General features: G+C 37.6%; 23 protein-coding genes and 1 other annotated feature. Of the genes, 2 read left to right on the forward strand and 21 right to left on the reverse strand.

What is annotated here, in order from left to right; translation table 11 throughout:
* Nucleotides 1-168 precede the first annotated feature (168 nt).
* The 21 genes from rplL to LDX54_RS06900 form a co-directional block, all read right to left on the reverse strand.
* Nucleotides 169-534: a 50S ribosomal protein L7/L12 gene (gene rplL, locus LDX54_RS06800; protein WP_046325276.1), complete on the reverse strand. Its 366-nt coding sequence runs from the start codon at nt 532-534 to the stop codon at nt 169-171.
* 42 nt (nt 535-576) lie between these two features.
* Nucleotides 577-1086, reverse strand: coding sequence for a 50S ribosomal protein L10 (gene rplJ, locus LDX54_RS06805; RefSeq protein ID WP_046325277.1), 510 nt, complete (start codon nt 1084-1086; stop codon nt 577-579).
* 38 nt (nt 1087-1124) lie between these two features.
* Nucleotides 1125-1248: a sequence feature (ribosomal protein L10 leader region), on the reverse strand.
* 33 nt (nt 1249-1281) lie between these two features.
* Nucleotides 1282-1956: a phosphate signaling complex protein PhoU gene (phoU, locus tag LDX54_RS06810; RefSeq protein WP_110446371.1), complete on the reverse strand. Its 675-nt coding sequence runs from the start codon at nt 1954-1956 to the stop codon at nt 1282-1284.
* 15 nt (nt 1957-1971) lie between these two features.
* On the reverse strand, nt 1972-2727 hold the full coding sequence (gene pstB, locus LDX54_RS06815) for a phosphate ABC transporter ATP-binding protein PstB (RefSeq protein WP_046325279.1): 756 nt from the start codon (nt 2725-2727) through the stop codon (nt 1972-1974).
* Nucleotides 2728-2741: 14 nt separating this feature from the next.
* Nucleotides 2742-3542, reverse strand: a complete 801-nt coding sequence (gene pstB / locus LDX54_RS06820; RefSeq protein ID WP_046325280.1) for a phosphate ABC transporter ATP-binding protein PstB — start codon at nt 3540-3542, stop codon at nt 2742-2744.
* A gap of 10 nt (nt 3543-3552) precedes the next feature.
* Nucleotides 3553-4446: a phosphate ABC transporter permease PstA gene (gene pstA, locus LDX54_RS06825; RefSeq protein ID WP_046325281.1), complete on the reverse strand. Its 894-nt coding sequence runs from the start codon at nt 4444-4446 to the stop codon at nt 3553-3555.
* A 7-nt stretch (nt 4447-4453) separates the two neighbouring features.
* Nucleotides 4454-5446 (reverse strand): phosphate ABC transporter permease subunit PstC, encoded by a 993-nt coding sequence (pstC, locus tag LDX54_RS06830; RefSeq protein ID WP_046325282.1) that lies wholly within the window; start codon nt 5444-5446, stop codon nt 4454-4456.
* Between the two features lies 1 nt (nt 5447).
* Nucleotides 5448-6314, reverse strand: a complete 867-nt coding sequence (locus tag LDX54_RS06835) for a phosphate ABC transporter substrate-binding protein (protein WP_122026306.1) — start codon at nt 6312-6314, stop codon at nt 5448-5450.
* Between the two features lie 137 nt (nt 6315-6451).
* The gene (gene rplA / locus LDX54_RS06840) at nt 6452-7144 is read right to left on the reverse strand and encodes a 50S ribosomal protein L1 (protein ID WP_038523574.1); all 693 of its coding nucleotides are present in this window, start codon (nt 7142-7144) and stop codon (nt 6452-6454) included.
* 70 nt (nt 7145-7214) lie between these two features.
* Nucleotides 7215-7640: a 50S ribosomal protein L11 gene (rplK, locus tag LDX54_RS06845; RefSeq protein ID WP_046325284.1), complete on the reverse strand. Its 426-nt coding sequence runs from the start codon at nt 7638-7640 to the stop codon at nt 7215-7217.
* Nucleotides 7641-7767: 127 nt separating this feature from the next.
* Nucleotides 7768-8316, reverse strand: a complete 549-nt coding sequence (gene nusG, locus LDX54_RS06850) for a transcription termination/antitermination protein NusG (protein ID WP_038523578.1) — start codon at nt 8314-8316, stop codon at nt 7768-7770.
* Between the two features lie 102 nt (nt 8317-8418).
* On the reverse strand, nt 8419-8589 hold the full coding sequence (secE, locus tag LDX54_RS06855; protein WP_110446374.1) for a preprotein translocase subunit SecE: 171 nt from the start codon (nt 8587-8589) through the stop codon (nt 8419-8421).
* A gap of 3 nt (nt 8590-8592) precedes the next feature.
* Nucleotides 8593-8742, reverse strand: coding sequence for a 50S ribosomal protein L33 (gene rpmG, locus LDX54_RS06860; RefSeq protein ID WP_110446375.1), 150 nt, complete (start codon nt 8740-8742; stop codon nt 8593-8595).
* A gap of 192 nt (nt 8743-8934) precedes the next feature.
* Complete coding sequence (locus LDX54_RS06865) at nt 8935-9153, reverse strand: hypothetical protein (protein ID WP_110446376.1); 219 nt, start codon at nt 9151-9153, stop codon at nt 8935-8937.
* A gap of 72 nt (nt 9154-9225) precedes the next feature.
* The gene (locus LDX54_RS06870) at nt 9226-9801 is read right to left on the reverse strand and encodes a sigma-70 family RNA polymerase sigma factor (RefSeq protein WP_122026307.1); all 576 of its coding nucleotides are present in this window, start codon (nt 9799-9801) and stop codon (nt 9226-9228) included.
* A 210-nt stretch (nt 9802-10011) separates the two neighbouring features.
* The gene (rlmB, locus tag LDX54_RS06875; protein ID WP_110446378.1) at nt 10012-10767 is read right to left on the reverse strand and encodes a 23S rRNA (guanosine(2251)-2'-O)-methyltransferase RlmB; all 756 of its coding nucleotides are present in this window, start codon (nt 10765-10767) and stop codon (nt 10012-10014) included.
* The gene (locus tag LDX54_RS06880) at nt 10754-11197 is read right to left on the reverse strand and encodes a ribonuclease III domain-containing protein (RefSeq protein ID WP_110446379.1); all 444 of its coding nucleotides are present in this window, start codon (nt 11195-11197) and stop codon (nt 10754-10756) included. The genes rlmB and LDX54_RS06880 overlap by 14 nt, the downstream gene beginning before the upstream one ends.
* Nucleotides 11190-12614 carry a cysteine--tRNA ligase gene (cysS, locus tag LDX54_RS06885; RefSeq protein WP_265666520.1) on the reverse strand — a complete coding sequence of 475 codons (1425 nt, stop codon included), beginning with the start codon at nt 12612-12614 and terminating at the stop codon, nt 11190-11192. The genes LDX54_RS06880 and cysS overlap by 8 nt, the downstream gene beginning before the upstream one ends.
* 164 nt (nt 12615-12778) lie before the next feature.
* Nucleotides 12779-14278: a glutamate--tRNA ligase gene (gltX, locus tag LDX54_RS06890; RefSeq protein ID WP_122026309.1), complete on the reverse strand. Its 1500-nt coding sequence runs from the start codon at nt 14276-14278 to the stop codon at nt 12779-12781.
* A gap of 74 nt (nt 14279-14352) precedes the next feature.
* Complete coding sequence (gene radA, locus LDX54_RS06895; RefSeq protein WP_187156634.1) at nt 14353-15729, reverse strand: DNA repair protein RadA; 1377 nt, start codon at nt 15727-15729, stop codon at nt 14353-14355.
* On the reverse strand, nt 15730-16281 hold the full coding sequence (locus LDX54_RS06900) for a dUTP diphosphatase (RefSeq protein ID WP_046325293.1): 552 nt from the start codon (nt 16279-16281) through the stop codon (nt 15730-15732). It abuts the gene before it with no gap.
* 119 nt (nt 16282-16400) lie between these two features.
* Between LDX54_RS06900 and LDX54_RS06905 the strand changes: the two genes are divergently transcribed.
* Both LDX54_RS06905 and pepC read left to right on the forward strand, forming a co-directional pair.
* On the forward strand, nt 16401-16715 hold the full coding sequence (locus LDX54_RS06905) for a hypothetical protein (RefSeq protein WP_110446384.1): 315 nt from the start codon (nt 16401-16403) through the stop codon (nt 16713-16715).
* Nucleotides 16716-16844: 129 nt separating this feature from the next.
* Nucleotides 16845-18191: an aminopeptidase C gene (gene pepC / locus LDX54_RS06910; protein WP_187156635.1), complete on the forward strand. Its 1347-nt coding sequence runs from the start codon at nt 16845-16847 to the stop codon at nt 18189-18191.
* The last annotated feature ends 74 nt before the right edge of the window (nt 18192-18265 follow it).

Below are 18265 nucleotides of genomic sequence, written 5' to 3' on the forward strand. Positions count from 1 at the left end.
ACTAACCATTCTATAAATAAATAGCTATCTTTTTTATTATCTTATAAAGTGATATTTACAGTTATAGTCCTTAAAAGTATAGTGAAAATAGCAAATTAGGTAATATAAAAAGGACGTACCTGCTTATCGCAAATACGTCCTTTATTAGCTTGGTTAGCTAGACTACAATTATTTAACTGTAACTGTAGCGCCAACTTCTTCAAGCTTAGATTTAATGTCATTAGCTTCGTCTTCAGAAACGCCTTCCTTAACGTTCTTAGGAGCGCCATCAACAAGATCTTTTGAGTCCTTAAGGCCAAGTCCAGTAATATCACGGACAGCCTTAATAACCTTAACCTTTTCTTGGCCAGCTTCTGTCAATTCAACATCAAATGATGTCTTAGCAGCAGCTTCGCCACCTGCAGCACCTGCAGCAGCAACTGGAGCAGCAGCAGAAACACCAAATTCATCTTCAATAGCCTTTACTAGGTCATTTAATTCAAGAATTGAAGCACCTTTTAAGTCTTCAATAATCTTATCAGTATCTAAAGCCATACTTATTTTATCCTCCAAAATTTTAGATATAAATTACATTATTTATTCTGCAGATTCATCTTTTGAATCAGCAACAGCTTTAACAGCATATGCGAAATTGCGTACTGGAGCTTGTAATACAGAAACAAGCATTGACAGTAAACCTTCGCGTCCAGGAATGGCAGCAAGCTCTTTGATTTCTTCTTTAGAAGTCAATTTGCCTTCTAGCATACCACCCTTAATGTCGATAACATCATAATTATCTTCGTACTTAGAAACAATACGTGCTGGTTCAGTAATATCTTCAGCATTATCAGTATAAATTACAGCAGTAGGACCAACAAAAGTCTCTTCAAGGCCTTCAATACCAGCCTTAGCAGCAGCACGTCTTAAGTAAGTATTCTTAACAACCTTCATGTTAACGTCGTTTTCACGAAGTTCCTTACGCATGTTAGTAACTTCTTCAACAGTTAAGCCAAGGTAATCAATTACCAAGATTGCTTTTGCAGCTTTAAGTTCTTCAGCAAACGCGTCAACGAACTTCTCTTTTTCAGCAATAGCAGCTTTACTCACTCGATTTCACCTCCATCAAATTAATAATAAATTCCATCAGGCCCAAATAAAAACTCCATGCCAAGAAAGACATGGAGCTTCAAACTCTTCATTATCTTCTGGCCTCGGCGGGAAATTAAGGCGTCATGCCACCCGAGTCTTAGGTAGAATTTACTTTATTAAATATAACAGGATTATATTCTAAATGCAAGTTAATTATTTTTCTTGCGGATCAGGCTTAATTAATTCGAATAATTCACCCGAAGTTTTATAAATTACCCAACTTGCTAAATTCACAATGTGATCGCTAATTCTTTCAAGTAATCTAATAATGACAAAATAGCTGGCAGAAGCCACTGCAGCATCAGGTTCTTGTTCAACTCCGTCTATAATCATTTGTCTGGCGTTTTTATAATCCTTATAAACTTTGGCATGACCAAGTACCATTTGTCTGGCATCTTTTTCATTTTCCTGAACATAAGCCGTTAATACTTGTACCAGCATTTCCCGCACCTGATGTGTCATGTTGGAAATTACTTTTTCAACATCTGGCAGACGTGGATTACCTTTAACTCTGACAGTTTCAATAGCAATGCTATTAGCATTTTCTCCTATTCTTTCTAGGTCTGTTGTAGCTTTTAAAATGCTGATAACAACTCGGAAGTCAGTCGCAACGGGCTGCTGTAAAGCCATTAATTCCAAAGCCTTCTTTTCTATTTTAACAGCCTCTTTGGCAACTTCCTTATCTTCCGCAATCATTTGTTGCGCTGCTTTTTTATCATGTTCGACGAAAGAACGCGTACCTCTATCGATCAGGTCATTAACTAAAACGCCCATCTCCATAAACCGAGCATTCAATTTCTTCAATTCGTCTAAAAATATTTCGTGCATAATCCACCTCCAAATTTAGCCAAAACGGCCATTAAGATAATTGTTTGTCATTTCTTTCTTAGGTGACAAGAACATTTCCTGTGTCGAACCAGATTCGATCAACTCACCATTCATCAGAAAAGCTACCTGATCTGAAACCCGACTCGCTTGTTGCAAGTTGTGTGTCACCATGATGAAAGTATATTTTTGCTTTAGTGCCATTAACGTTTCTTCAATTTCAGAACTTGATATTGGGTCTAAAGCAGAAGTTGGTTCATCAAGCAAAACCACTTCCGGCCTAATTGCCAGCGCCCGGGCTATGCAGATACGTTGTTGTTGTCCACCTGAAAAAGCAAGGGCATTGCGCTGCAGGCTATCTTTTGTTTCGTTCCAAATTGCAGCTTGCTTTAAACTTTCTTCAACTCTCTGCTCAATCAGTTCCTTATCTTTAACCCCTGCTATACGCAAACCATAAGCGACGTTATCAAAAACTGAAAACGGAAACGGCGTTGGTTGCTGGAATACCATACCCACTTTCTTACGTAAAGCAACTAAGTCGATATGAGAATGATAGATATCTTTACCTTCTAACAAAATTTCACCGGTAATTTTAATATCATCAATATCGTCATTCATGCGATTTAGGCAACGCAAGAAGGTTGATTTGCCACAACCAGAAGGCCCGATCAAGGCGGTCAATTTTTGTGCAGGAAATGCTAAACTAATTCCATGTAAGGCTTCAAAATTGCCGTATTTAAGTTTAACATTTTTTGCCTCCATTACATTTGTCATTAATAACGCCACCTTTATCCAAAACTTCCTTGAATGTACTTTTCAGTGATTTCACCTTGAGGATTAGTAAAAATATTGGTTGTAGTATCATATTCTAACGCATGTCCTAGATGAAAGAATGCTGTATACTCACTAATTCTTGAAGCCTGCTGCATATTGTGGGTTACCATAACCATGGTATATTTTTTGCGTAGTTGCTTCAGCGTATCTTCAAGCTTGGCAGTAGATACCGGATCCAAAGCGCTGGCTGGTTCATCTAGAAGTAAAATTTCTGGTTTTAATGCAATGGCTCGCGCAATGCACAGTCTTTGCTGCTGACCCCCAGAAAGAGCTAGAGCACTCTGATCTAGCTTATCTTTGACTTCATCCCACAAAGCTGCAGCTCTAAGACTTTCCTCAACTATCTGATCTAGTTTCTTTTTGTTCTGTTGACCGTTAGCTTTCAAAGCGTAAGTGATGTTTTCTCTAATCGATTTAGGAAAAGGATTTGGTTTTTGAAAAACCATACCGATTGCTTTACGCAATTCATAGACATTAATTTTACTTTGGTTAACATCAAGATTATGAAACATAATGCTGCCATCAACCCGGGCTACCCGATCATTCATACGATTAAGTGAGCGCAAGAAAGTTGATTTTCCTGATCCAGAAGCACCAATTAAAGCAGTAATTGTATTTTTCTTAAAGCCCAAGCTGACATCAAACAACTTCTGGACAGTACCACCATAGAAAACACTCAAATTTTTCGTTGATATTGCACACTCATCCTCAGCAAAGGTCTTAATGTAGCTTTTTTGATTTTGCCAATTTTCCATAAGAACCCTCCTACTTTATCTTGGCAGCGGTTAGCCGTTTATAGATCCAGTTGCCAAGTGCACGTGCACCAAAGTTAAAGATGATAACCACAATTACTAACAGCGCTGAAGTCGCAGCAGACACCACGTTAACATCAGGAATAATACCTTCAGTATTTACTTTCCAAATGTGTACAGCTAATGTCTCAGCGGGACGCATAATATTTAAAAAACTAGTAGGACTAAACATATTCCAGTTTGAATAATCTACGGTAGAGCCGCTCTGCCCGGCTGTGTAAATTAAAGCAGCAGCTTCACCAAAGACTCTTCCGGCGCTCAAAATCACGCCAGTAATTATTCCAGGAAGAGCAGCTGGTAAAACAATACCGTGAATAGTTTTCCAATTTGATAGCCCCAAAGCCCAGCCGGCTTCTCTTTGCGTCTGAGGAACTCCTTTAATTGCTTCTTCGATATTACTGGTCAAAGTAGGTAAATTAAAAAAAGTTAGTGCTAAAGCACCAGCAAGGATGGAAAAGCCCAAGCCAAATTGAACTACAAACAGCAGATAGCCAAAAAGACCGACAACAATTGATGGTAATGAACTCAAAATTTCGATAGTAGTTCTAATCAATTGCGTAAACCAGTTGTCTGGGGCGTATTCAGCTAAATAAATAGCAGCTCCCAGAGCGATTGGCAGGGAAATAATCAAAGTTAAAAGTAAAAGGTAGAGAGAATTAAACAGTTGGTCCCTAATTCCGCCGCCTGCTTCAAAGGATGAGGAAGCTGAACTTAAGAAATGCCAAGATAAGTGTGGGATTCCGGAAACCAAAATATTACCTAAAATTCCCACCAAAAGCAATATAACAATTCCCACTAAAAAGTAAATTACGCCAGTAGCAATTCGATTTGTTTTTTTTGCATTCATAATACTACTAACTCTTCTTTCCAATTAAATGTACTAAGAAATTGAACACCAATGACATAATTAACAGTAAAAGTGCCAATGACCATAACGCATTATTAGGTAAAGTCCCCATAACAGTATTACCCATTTGACTAGTCAATTGACTTGTCAAAGTAGCTGCCGGACTTACCAAGTTATAAGGCATTAGGACCGCATTTCCAATTGCCATTTGAACAGCCAAGGCCTCCCCAAAAGCACGAGCCATACCAAAGATAATAGCTGTCATAATACGGGAACGCGCAGCCCTTAAAACAACGTGATATATAGTCTGCCATTTTGTCGCGCCCAATGCAGAGGAAGATTTACGCAAATCCTTAGGAATCGCTTTAAACGCATCAACAGTTAGAGAAGTAATTGTCGGCAAAACCATTACAAAAAGTATTAATGTTGCTGTTAAAATACCAAAACCTGTTCCGCCAAAAATAGTTCTGACAGCCGGAACCACTACCATTAAACCAATAAAGCCGTAAACTACGGATGGTATTCCTACTAATAACTCCATTACCGATTGCAATAGTTGCACCCTTTTGCCTGATTCATATTCAGTCATAAATAGTGCTACGGCAATGGAAAAAGGTGTCGCAATTAGCGCTGCAAGTAGAGTTACTGCAAACGAAGTTACAATCATTGCTGCTGCTCCAACGTGGTTCTTACCAGCACCGGGATTCCAGTCAGTAGAAAACAGAAAATGGAAGATATTTACTTTGTTATCAATGAAAGTAGCCAAACCATGCATTCCAACAAAGCCAATAATTGCAATTATCAGTATGCCAATTAAGATAATTGCTAAAAATGTTAGTCCTCGGCCCCACCACTCTTGTCGTGTTTCTTTCGATGGCTTAGTCAGACGATCAACATCAATATTTTTTGGATCAATACCTTTAAACTTAACGTGAGGTACTTTTTGTTCGGCAATTGCGTTCTCAACAACTTGCTGTAAGTCTTGTTCTTTTTTTGCCATTTTATTTACCTATCTTTGTAACCTTATTTTGACTATTGCGTGTTACTTTCATTTCGTGAACACTGATATAGCCAATTTTGGGAACCAAATCTTTTTGTACTTTTTCGCTTAATACATATTTGATAAAAGCAGCCGTTGCCTTATTAGGCTGGCCTTTTGTGTACATATGCTCATAGGACCAAAGCGGCCACTTATTCGTAGGAATATTTTTATTTTCGGGCTGAACATGATTTATACTTATTTTTTGAATATTTTGGTCATTAGCGTAGGGAAAAGAAATATAAGAAATAGTACCAGGCGTTGAATTAACAATCTTTTTAACCGTACCGTTAGAATCTTGCTCTTGAGAATTTACCGCGTCTTTTCCTTGTAATATTAAATCTTCAAATGTAGATCTTGTACCACTACCACGTGAACGATTAATCACAATGATTGACTGATTTTTGCCACCTACTTGACGCCAGTTTGTAATTTTGCCGGTAAAAATATCAGAAAGCTGTTTCGGTGATAAATTTTTAACCCCAACGCCTTTATTAGCAATCGGAACAATGCCAACTACAGCGACTGGATAATCTTCCAGTTTTTTGGCATCAATACCTTTTTGTGTTTCCGCATAAACATCTGAAGTACCAACTTCAACAGCTCCGGCCTGCACTTGACTTAAACCGGTACCGGAACCTCCGCCCTGAACCACAATATTGCTGCTCATATGGGCCAGGTGATAATCATTACCTGCTTGTTCTATTAAAGGTTGTAAGGCACTGGAGCCAACTATAGTAATTTTTTCCCGGTTTTGACTGCAGCCAGTTAAAAAAAGGGGTATAAACAAGATTAATGCTAGCAGTACACCCAAATTACTTTTTTTCATAATAATTCCCTCAATTAGACAAATAAATTCAGCTTTAGTTTATCAAAACTTTCACCATAGACCAATCATAAATACTTGCAAAGAGAAAAAAAGCAACTTGCCAAGATAGCAAAGTTGCTTTAGTTAACTATTTTGTTTTAGTCCAAATTTAATGGATCAAGTTTAATTCCAGGGCCAAAGGTTGCAGCCACAGCTACGCTCTTAATGTATTGACCCTTAGCTGCTGATGGACGTGCACGTAAAATAACGTCACGTAAAGCATCAAAGTTTTCAATTAACTGTTCATCAGTAAATGAAACTTTTCCGATAGCAGCATGAATAGCAGCTTGACGGTCAACACGGTATTCAACCTGACCAGCCTTAACGTTCTTAACGGCTTTTTCAATATCCATTGTTACAGTACCGGTCTTAGGGTTTGGCATCAAGCCTTTAGGTCCTAAAATACGACCTAAGCGACCAACTTTAGCCATCATTGTTGGTGTAGCAACAACAACATCAAAGTCTAAGTAACCATTTTGTACTTTTTCAACCAGATCGTCAGAACCAACTTCGTCAGCACCAGCTGCCTTAGCTTGTTCAGCTTGAGGACCATCGGCAAATACAATCACTTTTTGGGTCTTACCAGTACCGTTAGGCAATACCAGTGAACCACGAATTTGTTGGTCAGCCTGTTTAGGGTCAACGCTTAAATTGTATGAAACCTCAACTGATGCATCAAAGCCAGCGTATGAAGTTTCTTTAACTAACTTAATCGCTTCAGCAACTGAATACAATTTCTTTGAATCTACTTTTTTAGCAGCTTCTAAATATTTTTTACCATGCTTTGGCATGTGATTTCCTCCTTAATATGTGGTCAAGCGAGTTTAAACTCTCCCACCTAAATTGTTATAAATAACAGGATTAGTCTTCGACTTCGATACCCATGCTTCTAGCAGTGCCTTCGATCATCCGCATAGCAGCTTCGACATCAGCAGCGTTAAGGTCCTTCATCTTTGTTTCAGCAATTTCCTTAACTTGATCCTTGGTAACCTTACCAACTTTCTTGGTATTAGGTTCACCAGATGCCTTGTCGATCTTAGCAGCTTGTTTCAAAAGAACTGGAGCTGGTGGAGTCTTAGTTACGAAATCGAATGAACGATCTTCGTAGACTGTGATGACTACAGGAATTATCATGCCTTTTTGGTCAGCAGTTCTAGCATTGAAGTCCTTAGTAAAACCAACAATGTTAATACCTGCTTGACCTAAAGCTGGACCAACTGGTGGAGCGGGTGTTGCAGCACCAGCTGGAATTTGTAATTTAACAACATTTACAACTTTCTTTGCCACGGTCAAAACCTCCTTGATTCCGTGCGTGGTTAAAATGGAAAAGTTACCTACTTTTCCTCCCACAATAATAAAAGTACTTTAATATATTATCATCAATTTAGCAATTTTGCAATAATTGACCTATTTATTAACTAATCTTCTTCACTTGATCATAGTCAAGCTCAGTGGTAGTAGCACGGCCAAACATGTCAACCGAAACAAACAACTTATATTTATCCGGCTGAATTTCCGTAATCTTGCCTTCAACACCATTAAAAGCGCCATCAATAATAGTAACAGTTTCCCCAACTTCAAAGTCAATTTGTGGTCTTTTAGCCGGTTCACCTTGCTGGCGTAAAAGTCTGTTTACTTCTTCTTCTAAAAGAGGAGATGGTTTCGAGCCACCACCATGTGAGCCTACAAAGCCGGTAACATTTGGTGTATTACGGACAACAAACCAGCTTTCATCCGTCATTACCATCTCCACCAGAACATAGCCCGGAAAGATTTTTTCTTCTACTTCTTTTTTCTTATTATTTACTTTTTCAATTTTTTCTTGCTCAGGAACCATAACGCGAAAGATATAATCTTGCATTCCCATACTTTGTGCACGTGATAATAGATCCGATTTAACTTTATCTTCATATCCTGAGTAAGTATGAAGTACATACCACTGCTTCTTAGTTGTTTCTACCATTATTAGAAATTCTCCTTTTATTTTTGGCAAACAAAAAAGCCTCTTGCGTCAGAGGACTTTTATAACTCATTTCATTGTACCACAAACAGAGAAACTGTGCTATTACATAACAATTTGAGTAATATTGGTTAGCAATAAATCAAGCAAACCTAAATATGCTGCAAACAAAATTGAGGAAACAATTACGATTGCTGTGTCATGACGATTTTGTTTAGCAGTTGGCCAAGTAACCAAACGCATTTCTTCAACTACACTTTTAAAAAATTTAACCATAACTTACCTCGTTTCCTTATGTATAGTCATTTTACCGCAATGCTTACAAAACTTTTTCAATTCAAGCCGCTGAGTGCGATTTTTACTTGCGGTGATTGAGTAATTACGAGAGCCGCAAATACTGCAGGCCAAAGATGCTTTTTTCACTGCCATAATCTCACTTCCAAACTATTGTATTTTAGCAAAAATTAATTGCTTAAGCAATTAATTTAATAATTACCTATAAACTTGGTTAAGTTCAAATTTTAAAAAATATAATAAAAGCAGTTGCTTCTTCAAGCAGCTGCTTTATAGTGGCCAAACAATTGCGTGACCACTGTGCGTAGAACATTGTATTAGTCGGATTTACTTCTTAAGATTTTCGTTTACGAAGGATTCGATTTTATCGTCAGTATCTTTTAGGAATGGGAGCATAGCTTCCTCAGTCTTAATGGTATCTTTACCATTCTTTTCCATAAAATAATCCCAAAGAGCATCTCTAACTGGAAGATCTGAATCACTCCAGTCAAAAACTTCTTTCATGTGACGATCTAACAATGCAGTCTTCATAACATCTTCTGCCATCTTAACTACCTCCTAAAAATTATTCTACAAGTAAAATTATACCGCATTTTCTAAATGTATACTATAAAAATACTAACTGAGCAATGTTTGGCGCATTTTTTGGACAAGGCGCGAACGCGCTCTCGCTAAAGTTAGCTGGCTGATCTTTAAATTGTTGATTACATCTTCTTGGTCCTTAATGCCTAATCCCACTAGCAGCGCATTAATTTCCAAATCAGATAATCTTGCGGTTAAAATTGCAATATTTTCACTTAAAGGTATTTCTGGTATGGAGGCAAAAGACTTATTTAGGGGCAAAATATGATTTTTCTTTGCCGTTTCTAAAGAAATTGATTGTTTCAACGCCTGTCTGCGATAAGCATTGTCATACCTAACCAAAGATCGAGCATGGTTAGTAAGCCTGGTCTTATAATAGCTGCTGAATTTTCCTTTATTTAAATCAAAACCAATCGCCGATTCATGACAAATAATCATCGCATCCTGCTCCCAATCCTGATTATCATAGTAGCGAACATGATACATACTCTTAATTTTATTAATCAAAGGTTTATAAAGCTGGCATAAATTTATTAGCGCCGCATCATCCCCTTCTTTAATTTGTCGAATTAATTCCGCCTCACTTTTAATTGCTTTTTCGGTATCCTTCATTTAATTTCTCCTTTTGGTAAATTTTTCTGAAGAATACAACAACCAAAATATCCTAAAAATCGAACTTAGGTTCAAATTCAGCAACTATTTTTTTGTGTTAACTTAGCCATGACAAAAAGTTAAATTTGTTAAAGCTGCATTAAACTTAAAAAAGTTTTTTAGAATTTTGCAATAAAAAAAACACTCTGGTTAAACCAAAGTGTTACGAAATTATGGGAGTGGATTTCTACTATTAAGCATCTGATAAAGCAAAACACCTGTGGCGACGCTGGCATTAAGTGATTGTACGTGACCGACCATGGGTAAAGTCAACATCTGATCCATCTGCTCTTTAAGCAGTCGTGATATTCCTTTGCCTTCATTGCCGATTACCAAAACTGTTTTACCATTACTATTCCATTGACGATAATCTGTACCTTGCATATCAGTACCAAAAAGCCAATAGCCTCGCTTTTTAAGCATCTTTGCAGTTTGCACAAGATTGTTTACCCGTGCTACCGGCACATAGTCAATCGCACCAGTTGAAGTTTTGGCGACCACAGAAGTTAAACCAGTAGCTCTTCTTTTAGGAATGATAATTGCATCAACGCCAGTTGCATCAGCAGTTCTTAAAATAGAGCCTAAATTGTGCGGATCTTCAATTGAATCAAGCATTAATAAAAATGGATCCTCTTTGGTATTTGCAAATTGCTCTAATAATTGTTCCAAATCAGCATATTCGAAACTCGCAACTGTTAAAACTAGTCCTTGATGATTCTCACCCTGAACTAACTTATCCAATTTACTTTTAGGAACAGTTTGTATAATTAAGCCCTTTTGCTTAGCCAGGGCATAAACCTCATTAGCAAAGTTTTCTTTTATTCCTTGTTGCAAAAAAATTTTGTTAATGTGATCAGCATCTTGTGTTCTTAAATAATCCAGCCCAGCATGCCGGCCATAGACAAAATCCTTGTCACTTAAAGTCATACTTCTCAATGCCCCCATTCTCAATAGTTTTAATACACCACTCAGTTAATTCTTGAATACGATTTTTTTTGTTTAAAAGTTCCAAGTAGCCCCAAACTGCTTCAAAACCTGTAGATAATTGGTAGGTGGCTAAACTGGTGTTTTTAGCTTTCGTATAAGTTTTTGAATTTCTTCCGCGATGAAAAGTTGCAATTTCATCTTTTGTCAGCAGATTATCTTCTTGCAGTTTGGTAATTAATGCTGCCTGTGCCTTAGCCGAAACGTAATGGGTTGCCCGTCTTTGCAAAGACTGGGGTTTAACAATGCCGCATTTAATGAGGTGACGCCTAATAAATATCTCATAAACAGCATCCCCAAGATAAGCTAAAGTTTGCCCATTTAAGGTCTCTGGATTAACATCATTTTCTATCATTATTTTAGTTTTACTCACGTAGCCACCTTGTTCCTTGCGGTGTATCTTCAACAGTAATACCCATTTGCTTTAATTCATCACGCAGTGCATCACTTTGTGCCCAATCTCTATTCTTCCGGGCTTCTTCACGTTTTTTTATTAATCGCTGAACTTGCTCATCATCATTTTGATTTTCAGCGGTAATTAAGCGCTGTCTGTCTATTCCAAAAACAGCCAGCCAGCTTGTTAAAAGCTTAGCTGCTTTTTTAAGAGCATCTTTATCAGCATTTTTTGCATTAATATTAGCATTAATTTCTGGTAATAAATCATAAATGGCGGTTAAAGCATTCTGCACATTAAAGTCATCGTCCATAGCTGTGATAAATTTTTGTTCAGTGTCTTTAATTTTAACGGCTAGAGATTCTGACTTTTCACTAACTGATTCATCTTTTAGTCGGTATTCCAGGTTATTAAATGTATTTTTGAACCGCTGTAAAATAATTTGCGCCTGCTTTAGATTTTCCGCGGAATAGTTAATTTGTCTGCGATATTGAACGCTTGCCATAAAGAAGCGCAATACTTGTGGATCCACTTCTTGCAGTAAATCGTGGACAGTCACGAAATTGTGCAGTGACTTAGACATTTTTTCTGCATCTGCCCCGACTGTCACAAAACCATTGTGCATCCAGTAATGAACAAAGGTTTTTCCTGTTACAGCTTCACTTTGTGCAATTTCATTTTCGTGATGGGGAAATTCCAGGTCTTGGCCCCCACCATGAATATCAATTGTTTCTCCCAAATATTTAATAGCCATCACTGAACATTCTATGTGCCAACCAGGCCGACCCATTCCCCAAGGCGATTTCCAAGCTATTTCAGCTGAACTTTTTTGCTTTTTCCATAAGGCAAAATCAATCGGGTCTTTTTTACGCTCTTGTTCTGCAGCATTAATATGCTTAGAAGCCCCTTCTTCAAGTTCGGAAATGTTTTGACTACTAAGTTGACCATAGTGCTTAAATTTCCGGGCATGATAATAGACATCCCCGTCTGATTCATAGGCATATCCTTTATCAATTAGTTTTTGGATAAATTTGATAATCGCAGTGATTTCATGCGTAGCACGAGGATTTTTAGTAGCAGGCTCAACATTTAAAGCAGCAATATCTGCTAGGTAAGCTTTAATATATCTTGCAGCTAAATCAGGGACAGTCAGATGTTCAGTTTGAGCTTCAGCAATCATCTTGTCATCTACATCTGTAAAATTGGACACATAGTTAACCTTGAACCCACGAAATTCTAAATAACGTCTGATTGTGTCAAAAGCAATGACGCTTCTGGCATTACCAATATGAATGTAATTATATACCGTTGGTCCACACACATACATTGTCACTTGTCCGGGGACTATCGGCTTAAATTCTTCCTTTGTATTAGTTAAAGTATTATAAATTTTCACAGCGGCTGACTTGCCTTTCTAAAATCTTATATTCTCATTTTACCAGAAACCCTGACAAATCCTAACAAACAAAAGATTTAATCTTAACGTAGCCAAGTTTCTTTCAAATGTACACTAAAACAGCGTATTACTCATTCAATAACGGAATAATACGCTGCTTTTATTTACAAGCCATTTTCACTCATTTGTTTTAATGTTAAGTCCAGATGCTCTAATACGCGTTTTTTGCCTAAGAGCTCCATCGCTTCGCCAATTCCTGGTCCTACCATTGACCTGGTAGTAGCAATTCGAATTGGCATAAACAAGCGTCTGCCCTTAATCCCAGTTGCTTGACGAGTTGCCTGAACCGCATTCATAATTTGCGGTGCAGTAAAACGGGGAATCAAATCAATTTGCTTCTTAAATTCCTCAACTACTGGTCTAGCATCATCTTGACGAATTTCTGCAATTTCTTTTTCACTTAAATCTTTAGGTGCGTTGAAGAAAATCTTAGCCAAATCCACAATTTGTTTTGTATAAGACATTTGGACAGAATAAATATTAACCAATTGCCTTACCCATTCCATCTTTTCCGGATTGGGATCTTTTTCCACCAAACCAGCTTCCTGCAAGTTGTTAAGCGCCAAATCCAAAAGAGTGTCCCGGTCAGCTTTCTTAATATACTGGTTGTTAATCCATTCCAGTTTTTTCTGGTCAAAAGCAGCAGGAGAATTTGACAAACGCGCAGGATCAAATTGCTTAATTAATTCTCGTTGACTGAAAATTTCACTCTCGCCCACAGGAGACCAGCCCAATAAAGTAATAAAGTTAAACATTGCATCAGGCAAATAACCTAAATCTCTATATTGTTCAATGAATTGTAAAACAGATTCATCACGCTTAGAAAGTTTCTTACCTGTTTCAGAATTAATAATCAAAGTCATATGACCAAACTTTGGCGGCTGCCAGCCTAATGCCTCATAAACCGCTAATTGTTTTGGTGTGTTTGAAACGTGATCATCTCCCCGCAAAACATGAGTGATTTCCATCAGGTGATCATCAATAACAACAGCAAAGTTATAAGTTGGCATACCATCGCGCTTTTGAATAACAAAATCGCCACCAATGGTATCAGATTCGAAACTTAGATGTCCCTTAACAATATCATCCCAAGAATATGTTTCCATTTCAGGAATGTGGATACGAACAACCGGCTTTAAGCCCTTCTTTTCTGCTTCTTCTTGCTTTTGAGCAATTTCAGCAGCTGTCATGCCCTCATATTCGTAAGTATAGTGGGGCGCAATTCCCATGGCCCGCTGTTCTTCACGCTGCTCTTCTAATTCTTCTTCAGTTTTATAAGAATAATAAGCTTTGCCCTCATCAATCAGCTGTTTGATATATTTATTGTAAATATCCTTACGCTCAGATTGACGGTATGGGCCATAAGCGCCACCTTTATCAGGACCTTCATCCCAATCGATGCCGAGCCAGTGCAGGTTTTCCATCTGCGACTCTGAGCCGCCTGCAACATTACGCTTCTGGTCCGTATCCTCAATTCTTAAAACAAAAGTTCCCTTATTATGCCGCGCGAATAAGTAATTAAATAGCGCAGTCCGTGCATTACCAATATGTAAATGCCCCGTTGGACTTGGGGCATATCTTACCCGAATTTTTTGTTTAGCCAAAATTCATGCCTCTTTCAAAAAGTAAATATAAACAATTTAAGTTTACGCGTAATAGTCAAAAAGTTCAATATTCGTTAGCCTAAAACCAGTTTTAATGCTTGCGGAATACTTGAAACCGGAATAATTTCAATATCTGCGTTTTTCAGGCTGGTATGCATATTATGTTTGGGAATAAAAATACGCTTAAACCCAGTTTTTGCTGCTTCCTTAATTCGCGCATCTATTTGATTAACTCGCCTTACTTCACCAGTTAAACCGACTTCGCCTACAAAACAATCTGTGGGCAAAATTTCCTGATTTTTATAGCTTGACGCTATAGCCATCACTACAGCCAAATCGACAGCGGGTTCGTTAAGGCGTATTCCACCGGTAGCTGTTAAATAGACATCCTGATTTTGCAACATTAAGTTGCCCCGTTTTTCCAAAACAGCTAACAGCAGTCCAGCGCGGTTATAATCAATACCAGATGTAGTTCTTTTAGCATAGCCAAAAGCAGTGGGTGTAACTAATGCCTGAATCTCTGCCAAAATAGGACGAGTCCCTTCGAGTGAAACAACAATAGCAGACCCGGTTGACTTCGGTAAACGCTCATCCAAAAAAATGGCAGACGGGTTAGTAACTTCTTTTAAACCATTATTAACCATTTCAAACATGCCGATTTCATTAGCTGCGCCAAATCTGTTTTTAACGGAATGCAAAATACGGTAGGCATGGTGTTCATCACCTTCAAAATAAAGAACAGTGTCAACCATGTGCTCCAAAATTTTAGGTCCAGCAATTGCCCCTTCCTTTGTAACATGGCCAATAACAAAAACGGTAATAGCATCCATTTTGGCTATTTTCATTAACTCACTTGTAACTTCCCTTACTTGTGATGCTGAACCCGTCATTGAGTCTAAGCTAGGTTCATTCATAGTTTGAATTGAGTCAATGACAACAAAGTCAGGTGCTAAATCGGCAATTTGCTGGCGAATATCTTCCATATCAGTTTCTGGATAAAGCATCATATCACTAGCCGGCAGTCCCAAGCGATCTGCTCTTAACTTGATTTGATTAGCTGATTCTTCACCGGAAACGTACAATACTTTATATTTACCAGCTAGTTCGCTCATGATTTGCAACATTAAAGTTGATTTGCCAATTCCTGGATCACCACCAATTAAGACTAAGGAGCCTGGAACAATGCCCCCACCTAGAACCCTGTTCAATTCTTCCATACTAGTCTGAATGCGTTCTTCTTTTTCAGCCTTAACATTTTCCAGCTTAACCGGTTCACTTATTCCGGTTTTCTTGATCAAGCGACTAGGGCTGCCTTTAGTTGAGCGATTTTGCACCGCTTCAGTTTCCTTTTCAAACTGATTCCAGGCACCGCAATTAGGACAGCGTCCTAAATAGCTGGCAGAAATATAGCCACAAGAACGACATTTATACTTTGTTTTAAGTTTTGCCATTTAGCTTTCCTTCTTATTAGTTGAGCCAAAACCGCTTAACCTTTGCCTGTCAATAGGCAGATCATTATCGGTTTTTAAATAATGCACAAAAATCCCCTGACCAATTCGATCCCCCTTGTGAATCTGAATTGGTCTGACGCCATAATTAATTAACTGCACGAAAATTTCACCTTCATTGTCATCATTATTGTAATAATCCGCATCGATGACGCCCACGCCATTTGGCAAAGAAAGATTTTTTTTAAAAGTATTTGAAGAGCGGTTAGCCAATATTAACACTTCATCTTCAGGCATATAAGCCTTTACACCTGTCGGAATCAAAAACGGCTTGAGCACATGTTCGGCCATTTCATAGTCTTGTTCGTATAGCTGATGACCATTACGAATTAACCGAAAAATACGCACAAAATTAAGCCGCCAAATACTGGGAATTAAAACGTCCTTTGCTGCTGCTAAATCATAGCCTGCGCTGGCAATTGTTTGTCTTCTAGGTAACGCCACATTTTTATTTTTATATTTAGATACAATTTCAAAGCCCCGAATTTTCTCCATGTTATCTCCTTTAAAAATCTTTAAACACTATTTTACATTAATTTACTGCTGTGTTTTAAAATCTTATATAATTAGTTTGATAAAATTAGCTAAAATATTAAAGTGTGAAGGAAAAGTAAATGTTTAACTTAGATAACCCCCACCAGTTTTTTCGCGAAGATGATGATAATGGCGAAACTATTTGCAGCTGGACCATGGATAAAATTAAGCGCAAAGACGCTACTGTCTGGATAATGAACCATTTCTTTATCAACCCCAAAATAGATAGTAACAAGATTTTACACAAACAAATGGCAACAGTAATGTTTATTGCTCAAGAATCTCACTTACCTGTTTGGCCACTTGATCCTTTAGTTATTAAATACTTTGAGAAGCATTCGGAATTTCATTCGATCTGGTATCATAAACCAAATCCAGCAAACAAAAATATATAAACATTGCAGATTAAATAGGTAAAGCAAAAGCAAATATATTTTTAACAATAATTAAATTTTCAAAGATAGACTACTTTATTTAGTTAGGCTAAAATAGTATTAGCTTGTTTAAGGAGGATTTTAATATAAATGACAAAAGAAATTACAAGTGCAGCCATTGATAAATTTACAAAAGACTTATCAAATCATGCTGGAATTAATATTGCCAGTCATGCTGCTCAAGAAAACGGCATTTTTAAGGCAAGTCAAAATTTACAATCCAAAATTGATTTAGCACCTACTTTTTCCGTAGAGATTGATACCGGTAAACCTGCTGATCAAAAGCAGTCTGGTCGCTGCTGGATGTTTTCTGCATTAAATACTATGCGTCACCCATTGCAAAAAGAATATAAGATTAAGGATTTTGAATTATCTCAAAATTACACTAACTTCTGGGACAAATTTGAAAAATCAAACTTCTTCTTCGAAAATGTAATTGCGTCAGCTAAAAAGCCACTCGGTGACCGTAAAGTTAGCTTCCTATTCGCAACTCCCCAACAAGATGGTGGTCAATGGGACATGTTATGTGGATTAGTTGAAAAGTATGGTATTGTACCCAAGTCTGTTTACCCAGAAACTGCCAACTCGAACAATTCTGGAGCTTTAAATGATACTTTAAATACTCTTTTGCGTAAAGACGGCTTAGAATTACGCGATTTGGTCAATGCAGGTAAGTCAGAAGACGAAATTGAGCAACGCAAAAACGAATTGTTAAATGATGTTTTCCGCATTTTAGCTATTTCATTAGGCGTACCACCAAAGAAATTTGACTTTGAATATAAAGATGATGATGGTAATTACCACCGTGAAGCTGGTATCACTCCTAAAGAATTCTTTGATAAATTTGTGGGCATGAACTTGGAAGATCATGTTTCAATCATTAACTCTCCTACTGATGATAAACCATATCACAAAGTCTTTTCAGTTGAGTATTTGGGTAATGTTGTTGGCGGCAGACAAGTACGCCACCTTAACGTTAAGATTTCTGAAATGAAAGACTTGATTATTAAACAACTAAAAGCCGGAGAAGTTGTTTGGTTTGGTTCAAATGTTGGTAAGGATTCAGAAAGACAGCTGGGCTTGCTTGATACCAATATTTACAAACGTGATGAATTATTTGACGTTGATTTTTCAATGTCTAAGGGTGATAAACTTGATTCCAGCGAAAGCATGATGGATCATGCCATGGTTATCACCGGCGTCGACTTAGTCGATGACAAGCCTACTAAATGGAAGATTGAAAATTCCTGGGGAGAAAAACCTGGCTTTAAAGGCTACTTCGTCATGAGTGATTCTTGGTTTGACCAATTTGTCTACCAAGCAGTTATTAACAAGAAATTCTTACCTGATGATTTAAGAACAGCCTTTGATGAAGGAGCTAAGGACCCGATTCAATTACTACCATGGGACCCAATGGGCGCTTTGGCTTTTAAATAAGGTTATTAGTTAATATAAAGTTAGTTTAATTATAAAACAGCATTGAGAAATTTTCCCAATGCTGTTTTTATTAG

The organism is Lactobacillus sp. IBH004 (genome assembly GCF_026185255.2).
Lineage (GTDB): Bacteria > Bacillota > Bacilli > Lactobacillales > Lactobacillaceae > Lactobacillus > Lactobacillus melliventris.

Bases quoted from the DNA above. Each gene is read 5' to 3' on its own strand.
- rplL (WP_046325276.1), bottom strand. From the start codon at position 534: ATGGCTTTAGATACTGATAAGATTATTGAAGACTTAAAAGGTGCTTCA.
- phoU (WP_110446371.1), bottom strand. From the start codon at position 1,956: ATGCACGAAATATTTTTAGACGAATTGAAGAAATTGAATGCTCGGTTT.
- pstB (WP_046325279.1), bottom strand. From the start codon at position 2,727: ATGACAAATGTAATGGAGGCAAAAAATGTTAAACTTAAATACGGCAAT.
- pstB (WP_046325280.1), bottom strand. From the start codon at position 3,542: ATGGAAAATTGGCAAAATCAAAAAAGCTACATTAAGACCTTTGCTGAG.
- pstA (WP_046325281.1), bottom strand. From the start codon at position 4,446: ATGAATGCAAAAAAAACAAATCGAATTGCTACTGGCGTAATTTACTTT.
- pstC (WP_046325282.1), bottom strand. From the start codon at position 5,446: ATGGCAAAAAAAGAACAAGACTTACAGCAAGTTGTTGAGAACGCAATT.
- LDX54_RS06835 (WP_122026306.1), bottom strand. From the start codon at position 6,314: ATGAAAAAAAGTAATTTGGGTGTACTGCTAGCATTAATCTTGTTTATA.
- rplA (WP_038523574.1), bottom strand. From the start codon at position 7,144: ATGCCAAAGCATGGTAAAAAATATTTAGAAGCTGCTAAAAAAGTAGAT.
- nusG (WP_038523578.1), bottom strand. From the start codon at position 8,316: ATGGTAGAAACAACTAAGAAGCAGTGGTATGTACTTCATACTTACTCA.
- secE (WP_110446374.1), bottom strand. From the start codon at position 8,589: ATGGTTAAATTTTTTAAAAGTGTAGTTGAAGAAATGCGTTTGGTTACT.
- rpmG (WP_110446375.1), bottom strand. From the start codon at position 8,742: ATGGCAGTGAAAAAAGCATCTTTGGCCTGCAGTATTTGCGGCTCTCGT.
- LDX54_RS06865 (WP_110446376.1), bottom strand. From the start codon at position 9,153: ATGGCAGAAGATGTTATGAAGACTGCATTGTTAGATCGTCACATGAAA.
- LDX54_RS06870 (WP_122026307.1), bottom strand. From the start codon at position 9,801: ATGAAGGATACCGAAAAAGCAATTAAAAGTGAGGCGGAATTAATTCGA.
- rlmB (WP_110446378.1), bottom strand. From the start codon at position 10,767: ATGACTTTAAGTGACAAGGATTTTGTCTATGGCCGGCATGCTGGGCTG.
- radA (WP_187156634.1), bottom strand. From the start codon at position 15,729: ATGGCAAAACTTAAAACAAAGTATAAATGTCGTTCTTGTGGCTATATT.
- LDX54_RS06900 (WP_046325293.1), bottom strand. From the start codon at position 16,281: ATGGAGAAAATTCGGGGCTTTGAAATTGTATCTAAATATAAAAATAAA.
- LDX54_RS06905 (WP_110446384.1), top strand. From the start codon at position 16,401: ATGTTTAACTTAGATAACCCCCACCAGTTTTTTCGCGAAGATGATGAT.
- pepC (WP_187156635.1), top strand. From the start codon at position 16,845: ATGACAAAAGAAATTACAAGTGCAGCCATTGATAAATTTACAAAAGAC.